Raw genomic sequence first — 23,598 nt, forward strand, 5'->3', positions numbered from 1 at the left:
TCTCACCGATGTCGAACGCGCTTCCCCAACTCGTCGCTGACCGATACCGGCTTCTGTCGCCGCTCGGCCAGGGTGGCATGGGCCGGGTGTGGAAGGCGCGCGACGAGGTGCTGCACCGGGACGTCGCCATCAAGGAGTTGGTGCCGCCGCCGGGTCTCACCGACGAGGAGCGCCGGGAGATGCGCGAGCGCTCGTTGCGGGAGGCGCGGGCCATCGCCCGCCTCAACCACGCGAACGTCGTCCGCATCTTCGACGTGCTGCGCACCGATGGCGATCCGTGGATCGTGATGGAGTACGTGGCGTCGAAGTCGTTGCAGGACACCCTCGCCGAAGATGGTCCCGTGTCGGTGGCCCGCACTGTGGAGATCGGCCTCGGCGTGCTCGGTGCGCTCAGCGCCGCGCACAAGGCGGGCGTCATGCACCGCGACGTCAAGCCCGGCAACGTGTTGCTGGGCGAGGACGGTCGGGTGGTGCTCACCGATTTCGGTCTCGCCACCATCCCGGGCGACCCGAACGTGACCCGCACCGGCATGGTGCTGGGCTCGCCCGCGTACATCTCGCCGGAGCGGGCCCGCGACGGCACCGCCGGTCCGGAGGCGGACCTGTGGTCGTTGGGCGCGACCCTCTACGCGGCGGTCGAGGGTAAGTCGCCCTACGCCCGGCCGTCGGCGATCGGCACCCTCGCGGCGCTGGCGACGGAGCCGATTCCGCCGCCGAAGAACGCCGGTCCACTCAAGGCGGTGCTCAACGGGCTGCTGCGGAAGGATCCGAACGAGCGGATCACCGCCGAGGTGGCCGAACGCCTGCTGCGCCGCGCCGGTGGCAAGCGTGCGCGGGGGATCTCGCTGCTTGATGGCGTACGCCGACCGGGGCCGAACGGTCCGCGCGAGCCGCGCCCGCCGTTGGTGCCGGCACCGCGACCGGCCGAGCGGGCCGACCGCCCGGTGTCGCCGCCACCGGCCGCCGCCGCTTCGGCCGCCGCCGTCACCCCGGCCGCTGACCCGGCTCCGGCCGCCGCCACGCCGACGGCCACCGACGCCACCCCCACCGCAGTGGTTGCGTCCGGTGCGGCCGCCGACCCGGCCACGTCGGAGCCGACCGCCACGATCGACCGACCGGCCTCGTCCGACGCCGACCCGACCGCGAAGGTCACGGCGACGAGCGACACGACCGGCGGGGGTACGACGACCGACGACGACGAGCCGACTGTCGTCGACGGTCCGCCGGTGGCACCGGAGCAGCGCAAGCCGTCGACGCCCACGGCGCTGATGCCCCCGGTGGGTCCCTCCGGTCGTGCGGCGGTGCCGCTGCAGGACGGCACGAAGCCGGACAACACCCGGCGCAACCTGCTGATCGGGGCGGTGGTCGTCCTGCTGTTGATCGGCCTCGCGGTGGTCGTGCCGTTGCTCAGCAAAGGCGACGACGACAAGACCCCGCAGGCCGACCCGACCGGGGCCGCCGCGACATCGGCAGCGGCGCCGACCTCGGCCGCTGCGGTGCCCCCACCCACCGCTGGCGCACCGAGTCCGACACCTTCGGCCTCGCCCTCGGTCGACCCGAACGCGTTGCCGGCGGGTTGGAAGCTGCACAAGGACCCGGCCGGCTTCGCCCTGCCGATCCCCGACGGTTGGGTGCGCCGGCAGCCCCGCAGCGACACCGTCGTCTTCGACGAGTCCAACGGGCCGGGGGAGCTGCTCGTGCAGTGGACCCCCACGCCGAAGAAGGACGCATATGCCGACTGGCAAAGCATCGAGGGCTACCGCAAGGACGAAGTCACGAACTACCAGTACCTCAGCATCGAGCACTGCAACTTCTGGAAGACCTGCGCCGACTGGGAGTGGCTGGAGACCCGCGACGGGACGCGCATCCACGTTCGTAACCGCGGGTTCGTGACTGCGAGTAACCGCGGCTACGCACTGCGGTGGGAGATCGCGGAGAAGGACTGGCAGGCCAACCTGCCCAACTTCGACCGGATCGCCAAGGGGTTCGTGCCCGACCGCCAGGACTGAAACTCATTCGCATGACTCTCTGTCGTTCTGGGTAATTGACAGTCGACGACGGAGGGAGGCACGACATGGGTTACCGACGGAGGGACACCCGGCCTCGGCTGGCACTGTGGATGCTCGTGGCGCTCGGCGACGCGATCCTGCTGCTGGTCAGCGCGGGGGTTTCGGTGCTCGTCGCACTGCTCGGCGTCGTGATCGTTGCCGGCTTTGGCGTGGCCGCCTGGCGGTTGACCCGCCGGGGCGCGCTGGCCCGCGAGGAAGCCGTGGTGCCGGCGTTGAGCCGACGGCGGGCCTGACCCGCAACCGGTGTGTGGCGGCAGCCGGACCGATTGTCAACCGTGTGGTGACCGTCGATCCCGCTGCCGCCAACGACCCGATCAGGTGTTGTTGGCCAGTGCGATGAGTCGGCTGCGGTCACCGTTCCAGTAGTTCCGGTCCACGTTGCCGCTGATCCCCGAGACGGCGCCGCTGCTCGTGTACTGCCAGAAGCTCCACACCGGAGCGCCGGCCGGCAGGGTGCCGGGCGCGCTCGCCCAGCGGGCCAGCCAGAGCGGGTGGTTCGCCCACGGGCCGGTCCAGCTGCCGGTGCACTGGTTCCACCAGCTCGTGGTGGTGTAGATGACCGCGTACCGGCCGGTGCGGGAGCGGTAGGTGTTCAGGAAGTCCTGTACCCAGTTGCGCATGCCGGTCGTGCTGAGGCCGTAGCAGTAGCCACCGGCGTACGGGTTGCCCTCGATGTCCAGCGCGGCGGGCAGGGTGCGGCTGTCCGCCGACCAGGCGCCGCCGTTGGAGGCCAGGTAGTTGGCCTGGGTGGAGCCGGCGGAGATGTTGGGCCGGGCGAAGTGGTACGCCCCGCGGATCACCCCGGCGTTGTACGCGTTGACGTAGTTGGCGTTGAAGTTGGGGTCCTTGTAGCTGGTGCCCTCGGTCGCCTTGATGAACGCGAACTCGATACCCGCGTTGCGGACGCTTGTCCAGTTGATGCTGCCCTGGTAGCGGGACACGTCGACGCCGGCTGTGGTGGCGGCGGCGGCCGGTCCGGCGGTCGCGACCAGGGCCGCCGCCGCGGTGGCGAGGACGGTGAGGCTGGCCGCGAGGGCGCGGCGCAGCGATGACGGGGTACGGGCCATGAGTGCCTCCAAGAGGGTCGCTCTATCGACAACCATCTTTGGAGATAAGTGCCCTAGATCGCAAGGGTGACTGAAAAAAGCTTCATTGACGGATCGTGAAGGCCCGATGGCCGGGGCGGGACGGGTCAGCGCAGCGTGGCCGGGTCGAGCTGCCAACGGAACGGCTCGACGACGCTCAGCGTCTCTCCGGGCTTGGCCACCTGGTCCTCGACGTAGTGCTCACCGTCGAGCCGAAACAGCCGCAACGAATGGTCGTCGCCGTCCTGCTCGACAAGCAGATACCAGGGGATCCGCGCGATGGCGTAGAGCTGCATCTTGACCAGCCGGTCCGCGGCGGCGTTGCCGGGCGAGACGACCTCCCCAACCAGGCACACCCGGTCGGCGTCGAGAAAAGTGCCCTCGTCGTCCAAGTCGGTCACGACGAGATCCGGTATGACGACCCGGTCGATGCCGAGCCGGACGTTGATCGCGTCGTAGACCAGGAGGCCATTGGGATCTGCTGCGGCCTCGATGCTGTTCGCCAGCCGGCGCGACACCCGCTGGTGCCGTCGGCTCGGGGCAGGGCTCGCCAGCAGGCTCCCGTCGAGCAGTTCGATGCGGTCCGGCGTCTCGCCCAGGGCGAAATAATCGGCCTCGGTCCAGAGCCCGACGTGGTGTTCCAGGGGTTCCGCACTCATCGGCGCTCACCTCCCGTTTCACTCGCCACCCGATCAGTCTTCCAGGATACGAGCCGGTGCTCCGGGAGCGACCCGGAACGCCGCCGGTAGGCTCGCGCCCCATGATGTCGATCGACGGGCTGGGCGAGAAGTGGGACACGCTGTTCGGCGCTCAGCCGGACCCGCCCCCGCTGCTGGTGCTGATCACCGCGGCTGTCGCGTTGGTGGTGGTGTCGACCCGGCTGCCGTGGCGGATCGCCCGCAACGCCATCACCATCGCGCACGAGGGTGGGCACGCCCTCGTCGCCCTGCTCACGGGCCGCAAGCTGCGCGGCATCCGGCTGCACTCGGACACCTCGGGCCTGACGCTCTCCGCCGGCCGTCCCACCGGACCGGGCATGATCCTCACCCTGCTCGCCGGTTACGTCGCCCCGCCGCTGGTCGGGCTGGCCGGTGCCTGGCTGCTCGGCGGCAACCGGATCACCCTGCTGCTCTGGGTGGCGGTGGTGCTGTTGCTCGCCATGCTGATCATGATCCGCAACGCCTTCGGCGTGGTGTCACTGCTTGTCACCGGCGCGTTGGTGTTCGCCGTCTCGTGGTACGCGACACCGCAGGTCCAGGCCGCGTTCGCGTACACCGGGGTGTGGTTCCTGCTGCTCGGCGGGGTGCGACCGGTGGTCGAGCTGCAACGGCTGCGGTCGCGGGGCCGGATGCCCGCCTCCGACGCCGACCAGCTCGCCGGCCTCACCCCGTTTCCGGCGTTCTTCTGGGTGACGGTCTTCGCCATTGTCAACGTGCTCGCCCTGGTCGCCGGGGCGCTCCTGCTAGCCGGCCCCATCGTCACCAACCCCGACCCCACGCTCTGACCGCCCCCCGCCCCCGCCCCCACCCCCGCCCCCTCACGCGGTCGATCATGGAGTTGTGGTGGTAATAAAAGCCGCAAAAACTCCTGACTCGGGCACCACAACTCCATGATCGACGGGGTTGGAGGGTGGGGCGGGACGGGGGGCGGGGAGGGGAGGATTAGGCGCATGCGATACGTGATTGTCGGGGCTGGGGCGGTTGGCGGGACCATCGGCGTGCGGCTGGCTGGGGCCGGGCGGGACGTGACAGTGGTGGCCCGTGGTGCCCACCTGGAGGCGATCCGGGCGCGGGGATTGACCCTGCGGCAGCCCGACGGGGAGGTCACCGCCCGGCTCGCCGCCCTGGCCGGGCCCGGCGACCAGCCGTTGCCGGCGGATACCGTGCTGATCCTCACCGTCAAGTCGCAGGACACCGCAGCTGCGCTGGCCGCTTGGGTGGACGCGCCGGTGGTCGGTGGCGGCACGGCGGGAGAGCGGCTGCCCCTGGTGACCGCCCAGAACGGGGTGGCGAACGAGCGGGCCGCGCTGCGGCTCTTCGCCGACGTGCACCCGGTCTGCGTCTGGTTGCCGGCCACCCACCTGGACCCGGGTGTGGTGGTTGCCAACGGCTACCCGCACCCGGGGATGCTCCACATCGGACGGTACCCGGAGAGGGCCGACGACACCGACCGGGCCATCGCCGCCGATCTGCGCGCCGCCGGGTTCGTCGCACCGGTCCGCGCGGACGTGCTGCGCTGGAAGTACGGCAAGCTGCTCAGCAACCTCGGCAACGGCCTCCAGGCGCTGCTCGGCCGGGACATCCCGGACGCGTTGGCCGAGCGGGTACGCGCCGAAGGTGTCGCCGCGCTTGCCGCGGCCGGGATCGCGCACACCACGCCGGAGCAGGAGCAGGCCGAACGCGGTGACCTGGTGCAGCACCGCCCGGTCGACGGCGAGGCCCGCTCCGGTGGCTCCACCTGGCAGAGTCTGGCCCGGGGCGCCGGCTCGACAGAGGTCGACCACCTCAACGGTGAGATCGCGCTGCTCGGCCGGCTGCACGGCGTACCGACGCCGGCAAACGTGGCCGTCCAGCGGGCCGTACGCCGGGCGGTTCGGGAGCGGATCGCGGCCGGCGCGTTCCCGCTCGCCGAACTGGACAAGATGATCTCCTGATCGGGGCAACCGACGGCCCGTCGCGGCGCGTGTTCCCTGCGACCGACACGGGGAGGTAGCGGGTGCCGGACGTCGACGAGTTCGACGAGTTCTACCGGGGGAGCCGGCAACGGCTGCTCGGGTTCGTCTACGCCCTGACCGGTGACCGGGTCGAGGCTCAGGACGCCGTGCAGGAGGCGTACATCCGGGCGTGGCAGCGCTGGTCGACGGTCCGTGCGTACGACGAACCGGAGGCGTGGGTGCGGGTGGTGGCCAGCCGGATCGCGGTCAGCCGGTGGCGCAGTCTGCGCAGCCGCGCCCGCGCGTACCTGCGGCACGGGGCCACCGAAACCGTTCCCGGGCCGGGCACCGACACCGTCGAGGTGGTGGCCGCCCTGCGTCGGCTGCCCGAGGAGCAACGCACCGCGATCGCCCTCTACTACCTGATGGGTATGCCGGTCGCCGAGGTGGCACGGGAGACCGCCGCGCCGGTGGGCACGGTCAAGGCCAGACTCTCCCGGGGGCGGACCGCGCTCGCCGGGCTGCTTGCCGTCTCTGATCTGGAGGAGGCCACCGATGCGTGACGAACCGGGATTCGTCGAACAGGTTCAGCGGGACCTGCGGGACGTGCGCTGGCTGGCCCCGGAGGAACTCCGTTCCAGGGCCCGCCGCCGCAGCCAGCGCCGAGTGGTGGTGGCCACCGTCGTGCTGGCCGTCGCCGGGGTGTCCGCCGTGGCGGTCGCCGCGCCGCGGCAGTCCCCGCCACCGGTTCAGCCGGTCGCCTCGGCCCCGCCGGCCCGGCACGAGATCACCACCGACGCCCTGTTGCAGCCGGCCGACCTGCCGCAGCCGGTTCACGTGCAGCTCAGCCAGTCAGGGCTGGGCGAGCCGGTGCTGCTGGATTCGATGCTCGGCTCGTGCCGGACGAGCCAGGGGCTGTCGGACGGCTGGCAGATGTCGATCCTGTCCCGCTCGCAGACCCTGCTGCCGAAGCGAGCTTCGACGATCCTCACCGAGGCGGACGGTCTGGTCACGCAGGATCTCTTCCGGCTGACTCCCGACGAGGCCGTCCAGTTGCTCGCCACCCTGGACGACGTGGTCGCCCCGTGCGCCGAGTGGACAAGCGTCGGAGGGTACAAGGTGGGGGGTGCGACGGGCACCGGAGCGGCGACGCACCGCTGGACGGTGGTCCAACGGGGTTTCGCCGGCGACGGGGCCGCGCTGCTGCGGCACACCGGTTCGCCGCCCGTCGACCAGAAGACGGGCGAGCCGATCGGTGCGGCCCCCCGGCCGACCACCACGGCTGTGGTCCGGGTGGGCGATCTGATCACCGTGCTCAGCCTGGGGCAGGCCGGCACCGAGCGGGAACTACGCGAGCTGGCGGAGGTCGCCGCGCGCCGGATGTGCGTCGCCGCCAACCCGGCCTGCTGACCCCGGCCCGATCAGAGCGGGATGTTGCCGTGCTTCTTCGGCGGCAACGTCTCCCGCTTGGTGCGCAGCACCCGCAGTGCGCGGACGATCTGGGTACGCGTCTCGTGCGGCGGGATCACCGCGTCGACGTACCCGCGCTCGGCGGCCACGTACGGGTTGGCCAGGGTGTCCTCGTACTCGGCGATCTTCTCGGCCCGGACCGCCGCCGGATCGTCGGCACCGGCCAGCTCGGAGCGGTAGAGGATGTTCACCGCGCCCTGCGCGCCCATCACCGCGATCTGGGCGGTCGGCCACGCGAAGTTCAGGTCCGCGCCGAGGTGCTTGGAACCCATCACGTCGTACGCCCCGCCGTACGCCTTGCGGGTGATCACGGTGACCTTCGGGACTGTCGCCTCGGCGTACGCGTAGATGAGCTTGGCGCCCCGGCGGATGATGCCGTCCCACTCCTGGCCGGTGCCGGGCAGGAAGCCGGGCACGTCCACGAAGGTCAGCACCGGGATGTTGAACGCGTCGCAGGTGCGCACGAACCGGGCGGCCTTCTCCGACGCGGCGATGTCCAGGGTGCCGGCGAAGTGCATCGGCTGGTTGGCGACCACGCCCACCGGCCGGCCCTCGACCCGGCCGTAGCCGATGACGATGTTCTGCGCGTAGAGCGGCTGGACCTCCAGGAACTCCCCGTCGTCCAGGACGTGGTCGATGACGGTGTGGATGTCGTACGGCTGGTTGGCCGAGTCCGGGATCAGCGTGTCCAACTCCCGGTCCTCGTCGCTGATCGCCAGGTCGGCCGGCGCCTCGAAGACCACCGGCTCGTCGAGGTTGTTCGACGGAAGGTACGACAGCAGCGCCTTGACGTAGTCGACGGCGTCGTCCTCGTCCGTGGCGAGGTAGTGCGCGTTGCCGCTGCGCGTGTTGTGCGTGCGGGCCCCGCCCAGCTCCTCCATGCCGACGTCCTCGCCGGTCACCGTCTTGATCACGTCCGGGCCGGTGATGAACATGTGCGAGGTCTGGTCGACCATCACCGTGAAGTCGGTGACCGCCGGGGAGTAGACCGCGCCGCCCGCGCAGGGCCCGACCACCAGGGAGATCTGCGGGATGACACCGGAGGCCCGCACGTTGCGGAAGAAGATCTCGCCGTAGAGACCGAGCGAGACCACTCCCTCCTGGATGCGGGCACCGCCGGAGTCGTTGATGCCGACCACCGGGCAGCCGATCTTCATGGCCAGATCCATCACCTTGACGATCTTCTCGCCGAAGACCTCGCCGAGCGAACCGCCGAAGACCGTGAAGTCCTGCGCGAACACGCACACCTGCCGGCCGTCGACAGTGCCGTAGCCGGTGACCACACCGTCGCCGTACGGGCGGTTGCGCTCCAGCCCGAACGCCGTGGAGCGGTGCCGGGCCAGCTCGTCGAGTTCGACGAAGGAGCCCTCGTCGAGCAGCATCTCGATCCGCTCGCGGGCGGTCTTCTTGCCGCGGGCGTGCTGCTTCTCCACGGCACGGGCCGACCCGGCGTGCACCGCCTCGTCGACCCGGCGCTCCAGGTCCGCCAGCTTGCCCGCGGTGCTGTGGATGTTGGTCCCGGTCTCGGTAGTCACCCACGGAATATAACGATGGTTCAGGTAGGTGCCGCTGTGCAGTACCCCTCAGTGTCGACGCCGCCACCGTCGTAGGCTGGCGGAATGTCGGGCTCCCCGTACACCGATCTGGACCGTCCGCCGCTGTCGGCGGCCCGGCTGCGCCGGGCGTTGGTCGCGCCGAACGGACCGTGGGCCCGCCTGGAGTTGCGCGCCGAGACCGGCTCCACGAACGCCGACGTGGCCGAGGCGGCCCGGTCCGGCGAACCCGAGGGTCTGGTGGTGGTGGCCGAGCGGCAGACCGCCGGGCGTGGTCGGCGCGGACGGGTCTGGCAGTCACCGGCGCGGGCCGGCATCGCGACGAGCGTGCTGCTGCGGCCCGGTGCGGCAGTGCCGGACCGCGACTGGCTGCCGGTGCCACCCACCGGGTACGGGTGGCTGCCGTTGCTGGCCGGCGTGGCGCTGGTCGAGGCGGTGGCCCGGCTGGCCGAGCTGGACGCCACCCTGAAGTGGCCGAACGACCTGCTTGTCGACGACGCGAAGTGCGCGGGCGTGCTGGCCGAGGCGGTGCCCGGTCGGGCACCGGAGCAGCCGCCGGCAATCGTGCTGGGCATCGGGCTGAACGTGACGCTGCGCGCCGACGAGTTGCCGGTGAACCCGACCGGGCTGTCGGCCACCTCGCTCCAACTGGCCGGTGCGGCGGCGACCGACCGGGATCCGCTGTTGCGGGCGCTGTTGCGGGGGGTCGCCGACTGGTACGACCGCTGGCGCTCGGCGGGTGGGGACGCGGTGGCCAGCGGCCTGCGCGACGCCTACCTGGCGGCCTGCGCGACGGTCGGCCGTGAGGTACGCGTCCTGCTCCCCGACGGCGAGACCCTGACCGGCACCGCCACCGGCGTGGACCCGGACGGCCAACTCCAGCTCAGCACCCCGACGGGGCCCCGGACGCTCGCGGCCGGCGACGTCCTGCACCTGCGCTGACCACCCGATCCGGGGCGCCGCGCCCGCTGCCCCGGGTCGAACGGGCGGAGGCCAGCGAGCGGCGCGCGGCGAGCGGCGAGCGGCGCGCAAGATCGTGAAGACTCGGGTGGGGCCGCGTGGCGGATGTGCTGGCGCGTCCTGGGGGCTTACCGTCTGCGCGTCGGAAAAATGGCGATGGAGGTTGTCGTGGCGTTTCCTGAAGACGTGCTCACCGCGGACGAGCATGTCGTGCTCCATCTGCACCCGCACTGGAAGGCGTTGATTCGGCCGATCGTGGTGCTGGTGCTGGCCATCGCCGCGGTGGTGGTCGGTGTGCTCCTGTTGCCCGAGAGCAGCGGTGGTTCGATCGCGCTGGCCGTGATCGGAGTGATCGCCCTGGTCGGGGTGCTCTGGCTCGGGCTGTGGCCGTTCCTGGTCTGGCGCACCACCCACTACCTGTTCACCAACGAGCGGGTGCTGATCCAGCAGGGTGTCTTCTCCCGCGACCGGCGGGATCTCCCGCTCACCCGGGTCAACGACCACTCGATGAACCAGCGGTTCGTCGAGCGTCTGCTCGGCTGCGGCACGCTCACCATCGAGTCGGCAGGCGAACGGGGCCAGTCGGTGCTCGCCGACGTGCCGGGTGTCAGCCGGGTGCAGACCACCCTCTACGAGCTGGTCGAGGCGCAGCACGACAAGCACTCGCTGGGCGACGGGGAGATGCGCGACATCCTCGCCGACATGCGCGAGGGCAAGCCGCTGCGGGACACCACCACCTGATCCGGGTCGACCGCGGTCGAGGCCCGCCCCTGGGGCCCAGGGTCTGTTTCATAAGGGCGGCCGGCCAGCTCTTATGAACCGGACCCCAAGGGTCGGGGCGGGTCAGTCGGGTGGTTCGGTCCGGGGCGGGCCGTTTCCTGGTCGTTCGGGGCTGATCTCGGCCGGGCCCGCGTCGGCTGGCCCACCGGCCGACGGGCCGGCGTCGGACGATCCACCCTCGGCGGGGTCGGTCTTGGCCGGGCCGGCTGCGGTGGGGTCGGCTGCGGCTGGATCGGCCCCGGTGGGGTCAACTGCGGCTGGGTCAACTGCGGCTGGGTCGGCGTCGGCTGGCCGGACGGCGAACCAGCCGCGGAAGCGGGTCCGCAGCACCTCCTGCTCGGGCCTGCCGTCCGGGCCGAGACGCAGCATGGTGCCGGTGAGGCTGACGGTGCCGAGCCCCGGACGGGCGGTCGACGGTCGGGCGCCCATCACGTCGACCCGAACGGCCAGCCGGTCACCGGCGCGTACCGGGGCGAGCCAGCGCAGCTCCTCCAGGCCGGGGGACGCGTCCGCGGCCGCCCGGGACAGCAGATGGTCGACGTAGGCGCGCATGAACAGGCTTACCGTGTAGAAGCCGCTGGCGATCAGCCCACCGTGCCGGCTGGCCCCGGCCAGGTCGGCGTCGACGTGGTACCACTGCGGGTCGAAGCGGCGGGCGAAGGCGACCATCTCGTCGCCCTCCACGGTGACCACACCGAGGTCGACGGTGAGCCCCGGGACAAGATCTTCGAAGAACAGCTCGGCGGGTTGCCCGGTGCCGGAGCGGGCGTCGGGAGACGTCACCGGCGGGGCGCGCGGCGAGTGCCGACGTGCAACTCCGCGGCGAGTTCCGCGTCAAGGTCGGCGGCGGGGCTGACACTCAAGCGGGGGCGGCCCTGGGTGGGTGCGCCGGGCGGTGGGTCGGCGCGGCGCGCGGCCTCCGCCTCTTCCAACTCCGAGACGGACTCGGCAAGCTCGGCGACCGGGTCCATCCCCGCCATGGTGTCCCACTCGTCGCGCGGGATGTCGTGCCAGGTGGGCTCGGGCTTCGTCTCGTCCTCGCCAGTGACGGGCTGGAAGACGAAGGTCCGGTACGACCAGAAGCGGAACAGCGTGGCCAGCAGGACGCCGGCGGTCTTTGCCACGTTCAGCGCCAGCAGGCCATGGACGCCGAGGCCGTACTTGGCGGCCGCCACGGCACCCAGCTCGATGAGCAGGCCAGCCCCGTTGAACAGGAAGAACAGGACGTACTCCCGGCGCAACGCCGATTTCGGGCGATCCCGGTACGTCCAGTGCCGATTCATCAGATACGAGGTGATAGTGGCGACGACTGTCGCAATCACCGTCGCCTTCAGCTGACCGTTGACGAAAACGGTTAGTGCAAGGGCATTGAACACCGCGTAATTGATGACGGTGTTGATGCCACCGACGATGCCGAACTTGAGCGCCTCGTGGATGAACTTCTGCCAGCGCTCAGGCAGCAGACGGACAAGACGCATGCGAAACACCTTAGGGCAGTCGGTGTGACCGGCGATCACCGGCCAAACGGGGTGAGCGGCAGGTCACGCCCCGAGGTCGGGGTCGGGTCTTACCTGCGGAACGGTTCGGGTTCCCGCTTCGACGAAGACGAACCGCCGGTACGACCAGAATCGGAACAGCGTGCCGAGGCCGGTGCCGACGATGTAGCTGGCGACGTTGTCCGCCAGGCGCGTCTGGAACACTGCCGGCCAGATGCTGCCGAGCCCGTACCGGCTGATGGCCAGGCAGGCCACCGCGATGCCGAGGCCGACCACGTTGAAGAAGAAGAACAGCGCGTACTCGCGGGCCGGGTTGCTGCGCTGGCGGTGCCGCCAGGTCCAGAACCGGTTGCCCACGAAGGCGACGGTGGCCGCGATGACGGTGGAGACCGTCTTCGCGGTCAGCTCCTCGACGTCGCGGGTGCTCGTCAGGTAGTTGAAGAGCGCGAAGTCGACGAGGAAGGCGATGCCACCCACCGTGGCGAACTTGCTCAGCTCGCGGACGAGGTGACCGAAGCGGTCCAGCAGCTTGCCAGCGAGACCCCGTCGGGTCTGCCGGGGACCCGGTTGCTCCCCGGTCATCGTGGCGGCCACGGAGCGAGCCTACCGGCTCTGGACCGGTCAGCGGGGTAGCTACCGCAAGCGGGCGTGGTCGGCCGACGGAGCTGATCACCGTGCGCGAAACCGTCGTACGCAGCGTAACCAATTGGGAGGACTGACGCGGCTCGGAGCGGGAATCCACGCACCGGTCGGCGGGGCAGGTCCACGGCCCGACCACACCAAGCGTCTGCCGGGGTGCACAACAAGATTTGCGTGAAACTGCGCAGGAAAGCGGGTATCAGATCGTGATGCCGCAGCGTGACCGTAGCTTGTGCAGTTCTTCACAACCAGTCCCACTGACTCGGAAGGCTGCCCGGTTTACGCTGAGGCCAATCCCAGGTTTCCACGAAGGCGACGCATCGCGCCGCCGAGTCTCGTGCATCCCATAGATCGGTCAGCGTCGACCACAAGGAGATGTGTCATGGTTGCTCCGGCTGTTGTGCGGGGTATTGATCAGGCCCCGACGTCCCATCCGAAACTGCTCGCCTGGGTCCGCGAGGTCGCGGAACTGACCACCCCCGACCGGGTCGTCTGGGTGGACGGGTCCGACGAGGAGTGGCGCCGCCTCACCGACGAGCTGGTCGAAGCCGGCACCCTGATCCGGCTGAACCCGGAGAAGAAGCCCAACTCGTTCTACGCGCGTACCGACCCGACCGACGTGGCCCGGGTCGAGGAACGCACCTTCATCTGCTCCGTCGACGAGGCGGACGCCGGCCCCACCAACAACTGGATGGCGCCGGCCGAGATGAAGCGGACGATGACCGAGCTGTACCGCGGCTCGATGCGGGGCCGGACCATGTACGTGATCCCGTTCGTGATGGGCCCGGTCGAGGCCGAGTCCCCGATGTTCGGTGTCGAGATCACGGACAGCCCGTACGTGGTCGCCTCGATGCGCATCATGACGCGGATGGGCACCCGCGTCCTGGAGGCGATGGGCGACGACGCCAATTTCGTGCACGCGTTGCACTCGATCGGCGCCCCGCTCGCCCCCGGTCAGCAGGACGTCGCCTGGCCGTGCAACGAGACCAAGTACATCTCGCACTTCCCGGAGACCCGGGAGATCTGGTCGTACGGCTCCGGCTACGGCGGTAACTCGCTGCTCGGCAAGAAGTGCTACTCGCTGCGGATCGCCAGCGTGATGGGTCGCGACGAGGGCTGGCTCGCCGAGCACATGCTGATCCTCAAGATCACCTCGCCGGAGGGCAAGGTCCACCACATCGCCGGCGCGTTCCCCTCGGCCTGCGGCAAGACCAACCTGGCCATGGTGGAGCCGACCATCCCGGGTTGGAAGGTCGAGACCATCGGCGACGACATCGCCTGGATGCGGTTCGGCCCGGATGGCCGCCTCTACGCGGTCAACCCGGAGTACGGCCTGTTCGGCGTCGCGCCCGGCACCGACTGGAAGACCAACGCCAACGCCATGCGCACCCTGGACCGGGGCAACTCCGTCTTCACCAACGTCGGCCTCACCGACGACGGGGACGTCTGGTGGGAGGGCATGGGGGAGCCACCGGCGCACCTGATCGACTGGAAGGGCAACGACTGGACGCCGGAGAGCGACAGCCTCTCCTCCCACGCGAACAGCCGGTTCTGCACCCCGATCACCCAGTGCCCGATCCTCGCCGACGAGTACTTCGACCCGAACGGCGTACCGATCGACGCGATCCTCTTCGGTGGCCGCCGTAAGGACACCATCCCGCTGGTGACCGAGGCCCGCGACTGGGTGCACGGCGTCTACATGGGCGCGACGCTGTCGTCGGAGACGACGGCCGCCGCGTCCGGCGCGGTCGGCGTGGTCCGCCGCGACCCGATGGCCATGCTGCCGTTCATCGGCTACCACGCGGGCGACTACTTCCGGCACTGGATCGAGATGGGCAAGGGCACCGACGGCGACGAGGCGAAGCTGCCGAAGATCTACTACGTCAACTGGTTCCGCAAGGACCCCGACGGCTCGTTCCTCTGGCCGGGTTTCGGGGAGAACTCCCGGGTGCTCAAGTGGATCGTCGAGCGGATCGAGGGCACTGCCGACGCGGTCGAGACGCCGGTCGGCATGGTCCCGGCACAGGACGCGCTCGACGTCGAGGGTCTGGACATGACCCCGGAGGACGTCCGCATCGCGCTGAAGGTCGACCCCGACGAGTGGCGCAACGAGCTGCCGATGATCACCGAGTGGTTCGAGAAGTTCGGTGACAAGCTGCCGGGCGTGCTCTGGGCCGAGTTGGACGCGCTGCGCGCCCGCCTGGACGCCACGCAGCCGCAGCGGTAGGTGTGAAGATCGCCCCGCGCGGGCATCATCTGATCCCATGAGGACGGCCGCCGAGACCCAGGTCCGGCGGCCGTCCGCCGTCCGGGTGCTCACCATCCTGCTCGCCACCACGGCCGCGGCCACCGTCGTGGTCGAGCTGCTCAACTGGTGGTACGCCCCGGAGCAGGGCTTCGGGCTGGCCGTGCGGACCGGCTGGGCGATGCTGCGCTCGTTCGGCTTCCTGTTGCTGATCGGGCACGTGCGTCGGGGTCGGACGGTGGCCCGCCCGTTCGGGCTGATCCTCGCGGTCACCACGGTCTTCGCGGTCGGGCGGCTGATCGTGCCCCGGCAGGGGGTGCCGCCGCTGCCCGGCCTGCTCGGCTTCGCCGTGCTCACCACGCTCTGCGTGGCGGTGGTCTGGCTGTTGTACCGCTCGTCGGCGCTCGCCGGGCACCTCGTCCGACATCGGCCCCGGCTGGTCATCGACCGCGACGGTTTCTCCTGGCGGGAAACCCCGCCGCGCCGGCCGGAGGCGAACGCCTGGCTGTTGACCAGCCGGGTGGCGGCGTTCACCTACAGCCCACTGATGCTGGTGCCAGCCCTGGTGGCCGGTGGTTCGATCCTGGACGGTCGACTGACCGCGCTGCCGGCCGTGCTGTTCTGGTTCGGCGCCGGCATCGCGGCCAGCTACGCGGTGCTGTTCTGCACCGCGTTCCTGATGCGCGGCAAGGACTGGGCGCGGGGCCTGCTTGTCGGTGTCACAGTGGTAGTGCTCGCCGTGGATCTGCCGCTGTGCTGGTGGCTGCTGGGCGTGGACGGCCTGGTCCGCGACGGCGCCCCGCTGCTCGCCGCCGCGGCGTTGACGCTCTACGGCCTGCGCCGCGCGGCCCACGCCCCGCACCCCGCCCCAACCCCACCCTGACCCCCCACCCTGGCCCCCGTCGATCTTGCACGGCTCTGTCGCGACAAACAGGTGCGAAAGGTGCTAAGCGGCGACAGAAGTGCAAAATAGCGGTCGGGGGGCGGTAGCCTGGGACATTTGTCACTGCCCGGCCGGTATTGGCGGCTCTGCCGGCGGGCTCTGGGCGTTCGTAGCGTTCTGGGCATGGGTGACATCGTTGTACGTCTCACTGGACTGACCCGATCGTTCGGACCTGTGCGAGCCCTTGCCGGCATCGACCTGAGCATCGCGCGGGGCAGCATCGTCGCGCTGCTCGGGCCCAACGGCGCGGGCAAGACGACAGCCATCTCGATCATGCTCGGTCTCGCCCTGGCCGATGCCGGGACCGTGGCCCTGTTCGGCGGGTCTCCCACCGAGGCGGCCCGGGCCGGCCGGGTCGGCGCGATGCCGCAGGGGGCCGGGGCCGTGTCCGCCGCCACCGTTCGAGAGGTGATCGAGCTGGCCCGCGCGTTGTATCCGCGCCCGTCGGCCACCGATCGGATCCTGACGACGGCGGGGCTGACCGGCCAGGCGAATCGTCGGCTGGACCGACTCTCCGGTGGGGAGGCGCAGCGGGCCCGGTTCGCGTTCGCGTTGGCCGGCGGCCCGGAGCTGTTGGTCCTCGACGAACCCACCGCGAGCATGGACGTCGCCGCCCGGAGGGAATTCTGGGCTGCCCTGCGCCGGTACGCCGCCGAGGGCAACACCGTCCTGTTCAGCACGCACCAGTTGCACGAGGCCGACGAGTACGCCGATCGGATCGTGGTGCTGGCCGCCGGCCGGGTGGTTGCCGACGCGCCGCCCGCCCAGATCCGTGCCCTCGCGGGTAGCCGTGCCGTCGCCTTCGACGTTGCCGGCGCAGCGATCACCGGGCTGGAGTCGCTGCCCGGTGTCCGCTCGGTGGAGGTGCGGGGCGACCGGGTGGTGCTCACCACCGACGATGCCGACGCCACAGTCATCGCGTTGGCGGGCACCCGCGGTTTCCGCGGACTGGAGGTCTCCGTCGCGCTGGAGCCCGCCTTCCTCACTCTCACCGACGCCGGAGGGGACAACTGACATGCGCGCCTATCTACGATTCGAGGTGCGTCGGCTGATCCGGGACCCGCGTCTCATGCTGTTCTCCGTCCTGGGGCCGGTGCTCACGTACCTGATCTTCTCCGGGTTCGCCGGTAGCGGTGACCAACTGGAGGGCGTGGCCGCGCCCGCCGCGCTCATGGTCGGCCTGGCCGGATACGGCGCCGTCGCGGGCGTGCTCTCGGTGGGGTCGGCGGTCGCCCAGGAGCGGGCGGTCGGCTGGCTGCACCAGCTCCGCGTCACCCCGTTGCCGCCCTGGCGGGCAGTCGTGACGAAGGCACTGGTCAGCACCCTGACCGGGGTGCCGTCGGTGGTCGCGGTCGGTGTCGCCGGGCGGCTGCAACAGGACGTCCACCTGGACGCGGCCCGCTGGACCGCGCTCCTGCTGCTGTTGTGGGCCGGCTCGATACCGTTCGCCCTGCTCGGGCTCGCCATCGGCTACGGGCTCGCCCCGCAGGTGGCCCAGGTGGTCAATTTCCTGGCCTTCCTCGGCCTGTCGGTCCTTGGTGGCCTGCTGCTGCCGGTGACGTACTTCCCCGCCGCGTTGCGGCACCTGGCGCACCTGCTGCCGACCTACCGGTACGCCGAACTCGGCTGGCGGTCGGTCGCCGGGCTGCCGCCCACCCCGTCCGGGTTGGGCCTGCTCCTGGCCTGGACCCTGCTCTTCGCAGCGGTCGCGGCGTGGGCCTACCGGCGCGCGGCCGTGGGCCGTTGACCACCGATACGGTTTTCGCCATGCCTGATGCGGCCGACCTGCCTGGTACCGCCGACACGACGGTGTCCGTCGACCGCAGTCGGCGGCACCGCGGCGTCGTGCTCGTGTTGGCTCACACGTTGTGGCTGTGGTTGCTGCTGCCGCCGGCCGCCACGATCGTGCGGGGAGAGGTCCACCCGGTGGCGATGGCAGCGGCCGGGCTGGCCCTCTTCGCCCTGCTCTATCTCGCCCTGGTGGCGGTCCCCGTGGTCGGACTGACCATCCGACCGGCCCTGCACCACGCCGGGCTGGCCCTGCTCGCGCTGCTCGGGGTGACGCTCGCTGCCGCGTACGCCGGTGCCTCGGAGGGCTGGCTGGCCCTGCTGATGTACGTGTGCTCCGCCGGCGCGGTGGGACTGGTCCAGGTCGGGTGGGGCTTCGGCTGGGTCGGTGGCAGCGTCGTGGCGGTGCTGGTGATCGGGGTGGCCCGACGTCTGCCGGCCGACAACATGGCCCAGATCGCGCTGATCACGCTGCTCGCGGGTGCCATGACGCTGGCGTTCGCCCGGGTGGCCCGTCTGGTCGACGAGTTGCGCCGCACCCAGCGAGAGCTGGCCCGCACGGTGGTGGAGCGGGAACGACTCCGGTTCGCCAAGGACCTGCACGACCTGCTCGGCCACACGTTGTCGCTGGTCGTGGTCAAGGCCGAGGTGGTACGCAGGCTGGCTCCGACAGACCCCCAACGGGCCACCGTGGAGGCAGCGGACATCGAGCGGATCGGTCGCACCGCCCTCGCCGAGGTACGGGAGGCGGTCACCGGCTACCGCGAGCACAGCTTCGGCCGGGAGTTGGACAACGCCCGTACCGTCCTGGCGGATGTCGGCATCGCGGTCAGCGTGCGGATGGGAGGGCAGCTCGACGTCGAGACCGACGACGTGTTCGCGTGGGTGCTCCGGGAGGGGGTGACGAACGTGCTGCGACACAGTCGGGCGTCACGGTGCGACATCAGGATCGACACCGACGCCGACGGATCGGTGCTCACCGTTCGGGACAACGGGGTGGGTGGCCGGCCGACCTTCGGCAACGGTCTGCGTGGTCTCACCGAGCGGCTGGAGCAGGCGGGCGGCACCCTGGAGGTCGGTCCGGCGCGCGGCGGAGGTCTGCTGCTCACCGTCCGGGTTCCCACGAGCCGGATCGCGACGGTGACCGGATGATCCGGCTGCTGCTCGCGGAGGACCAGGGCATGATGCGCGGCGCGCTGGCCCTGTTGTTGAACCTTGAGGCCGACATGCAGGTGGTCGCCGAGGCCCGCACCGTGGCCGAGTCGTTGGAGGCGGCCCGCACGAGCCGTCCGGACGTGGCACTGCTCGACATCGAGATGCCCGACGGCAGCGGTCTGGACACCGCGGCGATCCTGCGGGAGCAGTTGCCCGAGTGCCGGGTGCTGATCCTCACCACGTTCGGTCGTCCCGGTTACCTGCGACAGGCGATGGAGGCCGGCGCGGCGGGCTTCCTGGTCAAGGACGGGCCGGTCGAGCAGCTCGCGGTCGCCGTCCGCCGGGTGCTGGCCGGCGAGCGGGTGATCGATCCGGCGCTCGCGGCGGCGGCGCTGTCGGCCGGCCCGAACCCGCTCACCGAGCGGGAGCGGGACGTGCTGACCGCTGCCGTGGACGGTGCCACCATCGCCGACATCGCCGCCCGCCTGCACCTGTCCGAGAGCACCGTCCGCAACTATCTGTCGGCCGCCATCGGCAAGACCGGAACCCGCAACCGGATCGAGGCGGCCCACCACGCCCGCGCCAACGGCTGGATCTGACGTCAACCCGCCCTGGTGCGCCACGCCCCCGCCCCGACCCCGACCGCGTCGATCATGGAGTCGTGGTGCCCGGCTTGCCACTGTGCGCGTATTACGTCTACCACCACAACTCCATGATCGACGTCGCGAGTCCGGGAACCGCGCCGTGCGGCATCGGTACTGGTGAGCGGGCGGGGGGCAGGATGGCGGGTGGCGTCGGCCACAGCGGCTGGCGTCCGCGACGCGGGCGGATCGCCGGACGGGGTAGGAACCGGCCGCCCACCGAACAGAGGGAGGCGCGGTGAGCGACGAGTTCGACGTGGTGGTGGTGGGCGCGGGGCCGGCCGGGGCGGCCGCCGCGTTGACGGCACGCCGGGCGGGCGCCAGCGTGCTGCTGCTGGACCGGGCCGACTTCCCCCGGGACAAGGCGTGTGGCGACGGGATCGCCGCGCACTCGGTGGACGTACTTGCCGAGTTGGGGGTGAGCGAGGCGGTGGCGGGCTACGCGCCGCTGCCCGCGTTACGCATGATCGCGCCGGGTGGCGGCGCCGTGGCGCGGGCGCTGCCCCGACCCGCGTACACGGTGCCCCGGGAGGTTTTCGACGCGCGGCTGGTGGCGGCGGCCGTGGCGGCCGGCGCGCAGTTGCGCAGGCACACAGTGCGCCGGGTCGAGCCGCGCGCCGACCGGGTGGTGCTCGACGGCGAGTTGTCGGGGCGCGTGGTGGTGGGTGCCGACGGCGCCGGTTCGGTGGTACGCCGGGCGCTCGGCCACCCGCAGAATCCCGACCGGCACCTGGCGCTTGCCATCCGGGGGTACGCGCCGGCCCTGCCCGGCCCGTCCGAGCAGCTCATCGTCACGTCGCGGGCGCGCTGGCCGGCGTACGCCTGGTCGTTTCCGATCGGCGACGGACGGGCCAACGTCGGGTACGGGGAGGTGCTGCGCGGTGAGCCGTTGAGCCGGGCCTACCTGCTGGACCGGCTGGCCGCGCTACTGCCCGACACCGATCCGGGGACGGTGACCGCGCTGCGCGCCCATCACCTGCCGCTGTCCACCCACCGACCGACACCGGGGCGGGGTCGCGCGTTGCTCGCCGGAGACGCGCTGTCACTTATCAATCCGTTCACCGGGGAGGGCATCTTCTACGCGTTGCTCTCCGGTGCGCTCGCCGGTGCGGCAGCGGCCCAGGCACCCGAGGTGGCCGCGCAGCGCTACGCCCACGGGTTGCGTCGCCGCCTCGGCACCCACCTGCGGCACAGCTCGGTCGCGGCCTGGTTGGCCCGGCGTCGTCGAGTGGTGGACGCGGCGGTCCGGGCGGCCCGGCGCGACGACCGGGTGTTCTATGACGTGGTCGAGCTGGGACTGGGTGACGGACGCCTCACCGCCCGTACGCTGGCGATGATCGGGATCGGTCTGCCGGGCGGTGATGGGGCTCCGAGGCGGTGATCTGGTCGAAGGGTCGCTACGCTGCTAGGTGATGACGCTGCGGAACCTTATCTACTCCGTGTACGAGCGCCGGCTCACGGCGAAGCTCGCGGGTAAGCCGGTGCCCCGGCACGTCGGGGTGATGTGCGACGGCAACCGCCGCTGGGCGAAGGAGATGGGCTTCGTCGACCCGAACGACGGGCACCGGGTCGGCGCGGCAAAGATCAAGCATGTTCTCGGCTGGTGTGACCAGGCCGGCGTCGGGCACGTGACGCTCTACCTGCTGGCCACCGACAACCTGCGCCGGCCGGCCAGCGAGCTGGACCCACTCCTCAAGATCATCGAGGACCTGGTGGTGGAGCTGTCGGAGGAGGGCAATCCCTGGCGGCTGCGCATCGTCGGGGCGCTCGATCTGCTCCCGGCGCAGACCGCGGCGGCGCTCAAGGGCGCCGAGGAACGCACCCGCGAGCGCACCGGCGGCGCGGAGGTCAACATCGCGGTGGGCTACGGCGGTCGCCGGGAGATCACCGACGCGGTCCGCTCACTGCTGTTGGAGCACGCCGCCGCCGGCGGCACGCTCGAGGAGTTGGCCGAGGTGCTTGACGTCGAGCACATCTCCGAGCACCTCTACACCCGTGGCCAGCCCGATCCCGACCTGGTCATCCGCACCAGCGGAGAGCAGCGGCTGTCCGGCTTCATGCTCTGGCAGTCCGCGCACTCGGAGTTCTACTTCTGCGAGCTCAACTGGCCGGATTTCCGGCACATCGACTTCCTGCGCGCACTGCGCTCGTACGCGACCAGGCAACGCCGCTACGGCGTCTGAGCCGGCGGCGGGCGACGCGCCTGTCGTCGCGCCGGCCGGGTCAGGGCAGGTGGGTCAGTGCCTGGGTGAGGAAGTCGCCAAGGGCGGCCGGGGACTCGATCGTCAGGTCGGCGGCGTTCGCCACCTCGTGGCCGGTCTCCGGGTTGGCCACCGCCACGCAGACGCCGAGGAAGTCCGGGTCGGCGGTGGCGCGGGCGCGCAGCGCGGCGAAGGCCTTGATGTCCGAGACGTCGTCGCCGAAGTACCAGGCGCCGGTGGCGCCCTTGATCGCCTCGCCGATCACCATGCCCTTGTCCCGGTCGACAGGTGGTTTGAGCTCCAGCACCATCCGCCCGGCCTGCACGCGCAGCCCCAGTCGGTCGGCCTGGGCCTGCCCCCACTGCTGCACCGTCGAGCCGAGCTGCGGGGCGGTACGCCAGTGCAGGGCGACGGAGAGCCGCTTGTATTCCACGAGCGTGCCGGGCGGCAGCTCCGCCCGGGCGAGGTCGGCCAGCTCCACCATTGTCGGCACCCAGGGCAACGCGGCCGGCTCGGTGACGGTCTCCCCGCCGGAGTGGCTGTGCTCCAGCCCGTAGAGGCCGTAGAGGTCCACGCCTTCGAGCCCGCCGAGCTGATCCCGGAGGAACTCGACGGGCCGGGCGGAGACGATCGCGACCCGCTGCACGACCAGGGCCAGTGCCTCGATCGCGGCCAACGCCTTGGGCGCCGGTCGTACCGCGCTCGGATCGTCGTCGACGGGCGCGAGCGTGCCGTCGAAGTCGAAGAAGAGCACGGTACCGGCCGCCCGGCGGGCGGTGGTCCGCCAGGCCTGGTCGGCGTTCAACGGGGTTCTCGGCTGGTGATTGCCCAGATTCAACGGCGGCACGCGCGTCAGCGTACCCCGGCGATCCAGGCTCATTCCTGGCCGAGCGGACCCGTTGCGCGGTGGGCGATCAGCGTTCGGCGGCTCCTCGTCCACGCCGGCCGAACGGCACCACGGCCGCGTCCTGGCCGTGGCTCAACAGGTAGCCCTCCACGAACCCGGTGTTGCGATCGCCGGTGTGGTTCTCGATCTCGTTGAGCCGGGCCACCAGGAACTCGGTGAGCGCGCTGATCCGGTCGTTCATCCGCTCGTGCAGCTCGGCGACGACGGCCAGGATGACCGCGGTGCCGGCGGTGATGAGTACGAAAAGGTTGACGAGCAGCGGAAGCTGCCCGCCGTTGACCGCGAGGGTCACCGCGTTGCCGGTCGCCCACAGTGTCATCGACACGGTCGCGACCACGACTGCCAACCACTTCAGGGTCATGGACAGACCCCTCCTTTTGTCCCGCAGGGCTGGGTTCGGCCTTGTCCCGTCCCCCCGCCGATGACGAGCCCAAGCAGTACGAGTACGGACGCTAGCGTGCCCGTTCCGGCCCCGGAGGCAAACGAATGAACCTGACCAGGCGTTCTTTCGCCATCTGAGGAACTAGCCTGCTTGATTGCCTCTATTTCGGACATCGACCGGCAGCGTTGGGCGGTATGCGAGATATCTGATGGTTTCCCGGATGTGGAACTTCTCCGCGTCCGAGACGTTCGGATCGACAAGTCGGCGGAGCAGGGCTTCCACGTCCGGGTCCATTGGAGGGGTGGGCTGGCCACCGCGCGGGCCGGTCGCGGTGCGGTCCCAGCCGAGCGCGGCGAAGGCGGCGGCCGGGTTCAGCCCCAGGCCCTCGCAGAAGGCGACCACCCGTTCGGCCTCCGGGTCGCTGGCCCAGTCGCCCCGGACCCACCGGTTGATGGTCTGTCGGGAGACCCCGGTGCGCCGGGAAACCTCGGTGCCACTCCAGGCTCGGGTCGCGCGTGCCTCGTCCAGGGCGCGGCGGACGAAGGTGGCGAAGGCGATCTTCCGCGCATTGGCCGTCTCGGTCACCCCGTGACCGTACGGCCAGCCGGTGGTGGGCGTGCGCCCCGGCTCG

25 protein-coding genes are annotated in these 23,598 nt (G+C 71.0%); 16 read left to right on the forward strand and 9 right to left on the reverse strand.

Going from position 1 to position 23,598, the window contains the following annotated elements; all coding sequences use genetic code 11:
• Positions 1–8: 8 nt before the first annotated feature.
• Together AB0B86_RS13830 and AB0B86_RS13835 are read left to right on the forward strand one after the other, a co-directional pair.
• Positions 9–2,009, forward strand: coding sequence for a protein kinase (locus tag AB0B86_RS13830; RefSeq protein ID WP_357403657.1), 2,001 nt, complete (start codon positions 9–11; stop codon positions 2,007–2,009).
• Between the two features lie 65 nt (positions 2,010–2,074).
• Positions 2,075–2,302: a hypothetical protein gene (locus tag AB0B86_RS13835; RefSeq protein ID WP_196928367.1), complete on the forward strand. Its 228-nt coding sequence runs from the start codon at positions 2,075–2,077 to the stop codon at positions 2,300–2,302.
• 81 nt (positions 2,303–2,383) lie between these two features.
• Here the strand turns inward: AB0B86_RS13835 and AB0B86_RS13840 are convergent, their stop codons facing one another.
• Together AB0B86_RS13840 and AB0B86_RS13845 are read right to left on the reverse strand one after the other, a co-directional pair.
• Positions 2,384–3,136, reverse strand: a complete 753-nt coding sequence (locus AB0B86_RS13840; protein WP_357403655.1) for a GH25 family lysozyme — start codon at positions 3,134–3,136, stop codon at positions 2,384–2,386.
• A gap of 125 nt (positions 3,137–3,261) precedes the next feature.
• Entirely contained in the window at positions 3,262–3,813 is a 552-nt protein-coding gene (locus tag AB0B86_RS13845; protein WP_357403653.1) for a Uma2 family endonuclease, read from the reverse strand.
• A gap of 101 nt (positions 3,814–3,914) precedes the next feature.
• On the opposite strand from AB0B86_RS13845, the gene AB0B86_RS13850 reads away from it, so the two are divergent.
• The 4 genes from AB0B86_RS13850 to AB0B86_RS13865 all read left to right on the forward strand — a co-directional run bounded on the left by AB0B86_RS13850 (position 3,915) and on the right by AB0B86_RS13865 (position 7,217).
• On the forward strand, positions 3,915–4,658 hold the full coding sequence (locus AB0B86_RS13850) for a M50 family metallopeptidase (protein WP_357403651.1): 744 nt from the start codon (positions 3,915–3,917) through the stop codon (positions 4,656–4,658).
• Positions 4,659–4,823: 165 nt separating this feature from the next.
• The gene (locus AB0B86_RS13855) at positions 4,824–5,807 is read left to right on the forward strand and encodes a 2-dehydropantoate 2-reductase N-terminal domain-containing protein (RefSeq protein WP_357403649.1); all 984 of its coding nucleotides are present in this window, start codon (positions 4,824–4,826) and stop codon (positions 5,805–5,807) included.
• Between the two features lie 62 nt (positions 5,808–5,869).
• Positions 5,870–6,370 carry a SigE family RNA polymerase sigma factor gene (locus AB0B86_RS13860; RefSeq protein ID WP_357418033.1) on the forward strand — a complete coding sequence of 167 codons (501 nt, stop codon included), beginning with the start codon at positions 5,870–5,872 and terminating at the stop codon, positions 6,368–6,370.
• Positions 6,363–7,217 (forward strand): hypothetical protein, encoded by an 855-nt coding sequence (locus AB0B86_RS13865; protein ID WP_357403645.1) that lies wholly within the window; start codon positions 6,363–6,365, stop codon positions 7,215–7,217. Before AB0B86_RS13860 ends, AB0B86_RS13865 begins: the two co-directional genes overlap by 8 nt.
• Before the next feature lie 11 nt (positions 7,218–7,228).
• On the opposite strand, the gene AB0B86_RS13870 is transcribed toward AB0B86_RS13865, so the two are convergent.
• A complete protein-coding gene (locus AB0B86_RS13870) occupies positions 7,229–8,812 on the reverse strand; it encodes an acyl-CoA carboxylase subunit beta (RefSeq protein ID WP_357403643.1) in 1,584 nt (527 codons plus the stop codon).
• 84 nt (positions 8,813–8,896) lie between these two features.
• On the opposite strand from AB0B86_RS13870, the gene AB0B86_RS13875 reads away from it, so the two are divergent.
• Both AB0B86_RS13875 and AB0B86_RS13880 read left to right on the forward strand, forming a co-directional pair.
• Complete coding sequence (locus AB0B86_RS13875) at positions 8,897–9,772, forward strand: biotin--[acetyl-CoA-carboxylase] ligase (protein WP_357403641.1); 876 nt, start codon at positions 8,897–8,899, stop codon at positions 9,770–9,772.
• Positions 9,773–9,958: 186 nt separating this feature from the next.
• The gene (locus AB0B86_RS13880; protein ID WP_357403639.1) at positions 9,959–10,531 is read left to right on the forward strand and encodes a PH domain-containing protein; all 573 of its coding nucleotides are present in this window, start codon (positions 9,959–9,961) and stop codon (positions 10,529–10,531) included.
• Between the two features lie 102 nt (positions 10,532–10,633).
• Here the strand turns inward: AB0B86_RS13880 and AB0B86_RS13885 are convergent, their stop codons facing one another.
• The 3 genes from AB0B86_RS13885 to AB0B86_RS13895 form a co-directional block, all read right to left on the reverse strand.
• Positions 10,634–11,353, reverse strand: a complete 720-nt coding sequence (locus tag AB0B86_RS13885; protein WP_357403637.1) for a MaoC/PaaZ C-terminal domain-containing protein — start codon at positions 11,351–11,353, stop codon at positions 10,634–10,636.
• Complete coding sequence (locus AB0B86_RS13890; RefSeq protein WP_357403635.1) at positions 11,350–12,048, reverse strand: GtrA family protein; 699 nt, start codon at positions 12,046–12,048, stop codon at positions 11,350–11,352. Before AB0B86_RS13890 ends, AB0B86_RS13885 begins: the two co-directional genes overlap by 4 nt.
• 63 nt (positions 12,049–12,111) lie before the next feature.
• Entirely contained in the window at positions 12,112–12,660 is a 549-nt protein-coding gene (locus AB0B86_RS13895; protein WP_357403633.1) for a GtrA family protein, read from the reverse strand.
• Positions 12,661–13,087: 427 nt separating this feature from the next.
• Here AB0B86_RS13895 and AB0B86_RS13900 point away from each other — a divergent pair, with 427 nt between their 5' ends.
• The 8 genes from AB0B86_RS13900 (at position 13,088) to AB0B86_RS13935 (ending at position 21,660) form a co-directional block, all read left to right on the forward strand.
• On the forward strand, positions 13,088–14,932 hold the full coding sequence (locus AB0B86_RS13900; RefSeq protein WP_357403631.1) for a phosphoenolpyruvate carboxykinase (GTP): 1,845 nt from the start codon (positions 13,088–13,090) through the stop codon (positions 14,930–14,932).
• Positions 14,933–14,969: 37 nt separating this feature from the next.
• Positions 14,970–15,833, forward strand: a complete 864-nt coding sequence (locus AB0B86_RS13905) for a hypothetical protein (RefSeq protein WP_357403629.1) — start codon at positions 14,970–14,972, stop codon at positions 15,831–15,833.
• Positions 15,834–16,016: 183 nt separating this feature from the next.
• Positions 16,017–16,907: an ABC transporter ATP-binding protein gene (locus AB0B86_RS13910; protein ID WP_357418036.1), complete on the forward strand. Its 891-nt coding sequence runs from the start codon at positions 16,017–16,019 to the stop codon at positions 16,905–16,907.
• Position 16,908: 1 nt separating this feature from the next.
• A complete protein-coding gene (locus tag AB0B86_RS13915; protein ID WP_357418038.1) occupies positions 16,909–17,640 on the forward strand; it encodes an ABC transporter permease in 732 nt (243 codons plus the stop codon).
• A 20-nt stretch (positions 17,641–17,660) separates the two neighbouring features.
• On the forward strand, positions 17,661–18,833 hold the full coding sequence (locus AB0B86_RS13920; RefSeq protein WP_357418040.1) for a sensor histidine kinase: 1,173 nt from the start codon (positions 17,661–17,663) through the stop codon (positions 18,831–18,833).
• Positions 18,830–19,435, forward strand: coding sequence for a response regulator transcription factor (locus tag AB0B86_RS13925; protein WP_357403621.1), 606 nt, complete (start codon positions 18,830–18,832; stop codon positions 19,433–19,435). Before AB0B86_RS13920 ends, AB0B86_RS13925 begins: the two co-directional genes overlap by 4 nt.
• 280 nt (positions 19,436–19,715) lie before the next feature.
• On the forward strand, positions 19,716–20,858 hold the full coding sequence (locus AB0B86_RS13930) for a geranylgeranyl reductase family protein (RefSeq protein WP_357418043.1): 1,143 nt from the start codon (positions 19,716–19,718) through the stop codon (positions 20,856–20,858).
• Between the two features lie 31 nt (positions 20,859–20,889).
• Entirely contained in the window at positions 20,890–21,660 is a 771-nt protein-coding gene (locus tag AB0B86_RS13935; protein ID WP_357403617.1) for an isoprenyl transferase, read from the forward strand.
• A gap of 40 nt (positions 21,661–21,700) precedes the next feature.
• Here AB0B86_RS13935 and otsB read toward each other — a convergent pair whose 3' ends face one another.
• From otsB to AB0B86_RS13950, 3 genes are all read right to left on the reverse strand, one after another.
• Entirely contained in the window at positions 21,701–22,525 is an 825-nt protein-coding gene (gene otsB, locus AB0B86_RS13940) for a trehalose-phosphatase (protein ID WP_357403615.1), read from the reverse strand.
• A 67-nt stretch (positions 22,526–22,592) separates the two neighbouring features.
• Positions 22,593–22,946 carry a hypothetical protein gene (locus tag AB0B86_RS13945; RefSeq protein WP_357403613.1) on the reverse strand — a complete coding sequence of 118 codons (354 nt, stop codon included), beginning with the start codon at positions 22,944–22,946 and terminating at the stop codon, positions 22,593–22,595.
• A 162-nt stretch (positions 22,947–23,108) separates the two neighbouring features.
• On the reverse strand, positions 23,109–23,552 hold the full coding sequence (locus AB0B86_RS13950) for an XRE family transcriptional regulator (protein ID WP_357403611.1): 444 nt from the start codon (positions 23,550–23,552) through the stop codon (positions 23,109–23,111).
• Positions 23,553–23,598 lie beyond the last annotated feature (46 nt).

The organism is Micromonospora sp. NPDC049047 (genome assembly GCF_040649135.1).
GTDB lineage: Bacteria > Actinomycetota > Actinomycetes > Mycobacteriales > Micromonosporaceae > Micromonospora.

What these genes read in the sequence shown, in the direction of transcription:
- AB0B86_RS13830 (WP_357403657.1), top strand. Translation starts at nt 9, where the DNA reads ATGTCGAACGCGCTTCCCCAACTCGTCGCTGACCGATACCGGCTTCTG.
- AB0B86_RS13835 (WP_196928367.1), top strand. Translation starts at nt 2,075, where the DNA reads ATGGGTTACCGACGGAGGGACACCCGGCCTCGGCTGGCACTGTGGATG.
- AB0B86_RS13840 (WP_357403655.1), bottom strand. Translation starts at nt 3,136, where the DNA reads ATGGCCCGTACCCCGTCATCGCTGCGCCGCGCCCTCGCGGCCAGCCTC.
- AB0B86_RS13845 (WP_357403653.1), bottom strand. Translation starts at nt 3,813, where the DNA reads ATGAGTGCGGAACCCCTGGAACACCACGTCGGGCTCTGGACCGAGGCC.
- AB0B86_RS13850 (WP_357403651.1), top strand. Translation starts at nt 3,915, where the DNA reads ATGATGTCGATCGACGGGCTGGGCGAGAAGTGGGACACGCTGTTCGGC.
- AB0B86_RS13855 (WP_357403649.1), top strand. Translation starts at nt 4,824, where the DNA reads ATGCGATACGTGATTGTCGGGGCTGGGGCGGTTGGCGGGACCATCGGC.
- AB0B86_RS13865 (WP_357403645.1), top strand. Translation starts at nt 6,363, where the DNA reads ATGCGTGACGAACCGGGATTCGTCGAACAGGTTCAGCGGGACCTGCGG.
- AB0B86_RS13875 (WP_357403641.1), top strand. Translation starts at nt 8,897, where the DNA reads ATGTCGGGCTCCCCGTACACCGATCTGGACCGTCCGCCGCTGTCGGCG.
- AB0B86_RS13890 (WP_357403635.1), bottom strand. Translation starts at nt 12,048, where the DNA reads ATGCGTCTTGTCCGTCTGCTGCCTGAGCGCTGGCAGAAGTTCATCCAC.
- AB0B86_RS13900 (WP_357403631.1), top strand. Translation starts at nt 13,088, where the DNA reads ATGGTTGCTCCGGCTGTTGTGCGGGGTATTGATCAGGCCCCGACGTCC.
- AB0B86_RS13905 (WP_357403629.1), top strand. Translation starts at nt 14,970, where the DNA reads ATGAGGACGGCCGCCGAGACCCAGGTCCGGCGGCCGTCCGCCGTCCGG.
- AB0B86_RS13910 (WP_357418036.1), top strand. Translation starts at nt 16,017, where the DNA reads ATGGGTGACATCGTTGTACGTCTCACTGGACTGACCCGATCGTTCGGA.
- AB0B86_RS13915 (WP_357418038.1), top strand. Translation starts at nt 16,909, where the DNA reads ATGCGCGCCTATCTACGATTCGAGGTGCGTCGGCTGATCCGGGACCCG.
- AB0B86_RS13920 (WP_357418040.1), top strand. Translation starts at nt 17,661, where the DNA reads ATGCCTGATGCGGCCGACCTGCCTGGTACCGCCGACACGACGGTGTCC.
- AB0B86_RS13925 (WP_357403621.1), top strand. Translation starts at nt 18,830, where the DNA reads ATGATCCGGCTGCTGCTCGCGGAGGACCAGGGCATGATGCGCGGCGCG.
- AB0B86_RS13935 (WP_357403617.1), top strand. Translation starts at nt 20,890, where the DNA reads ATGACGCTGCGGAACCTTATCTACTCCGTGTACGAGCGCCGGCTCACG.
- AB0B86_RS13945 (WP_357403613.1), bottom strand. Translation starts at nt 22,946, where the DNA reads ATGACCCTGAAGTGGTTGGCAGTCGTGGTCGCGACCGTGTCGATGACA.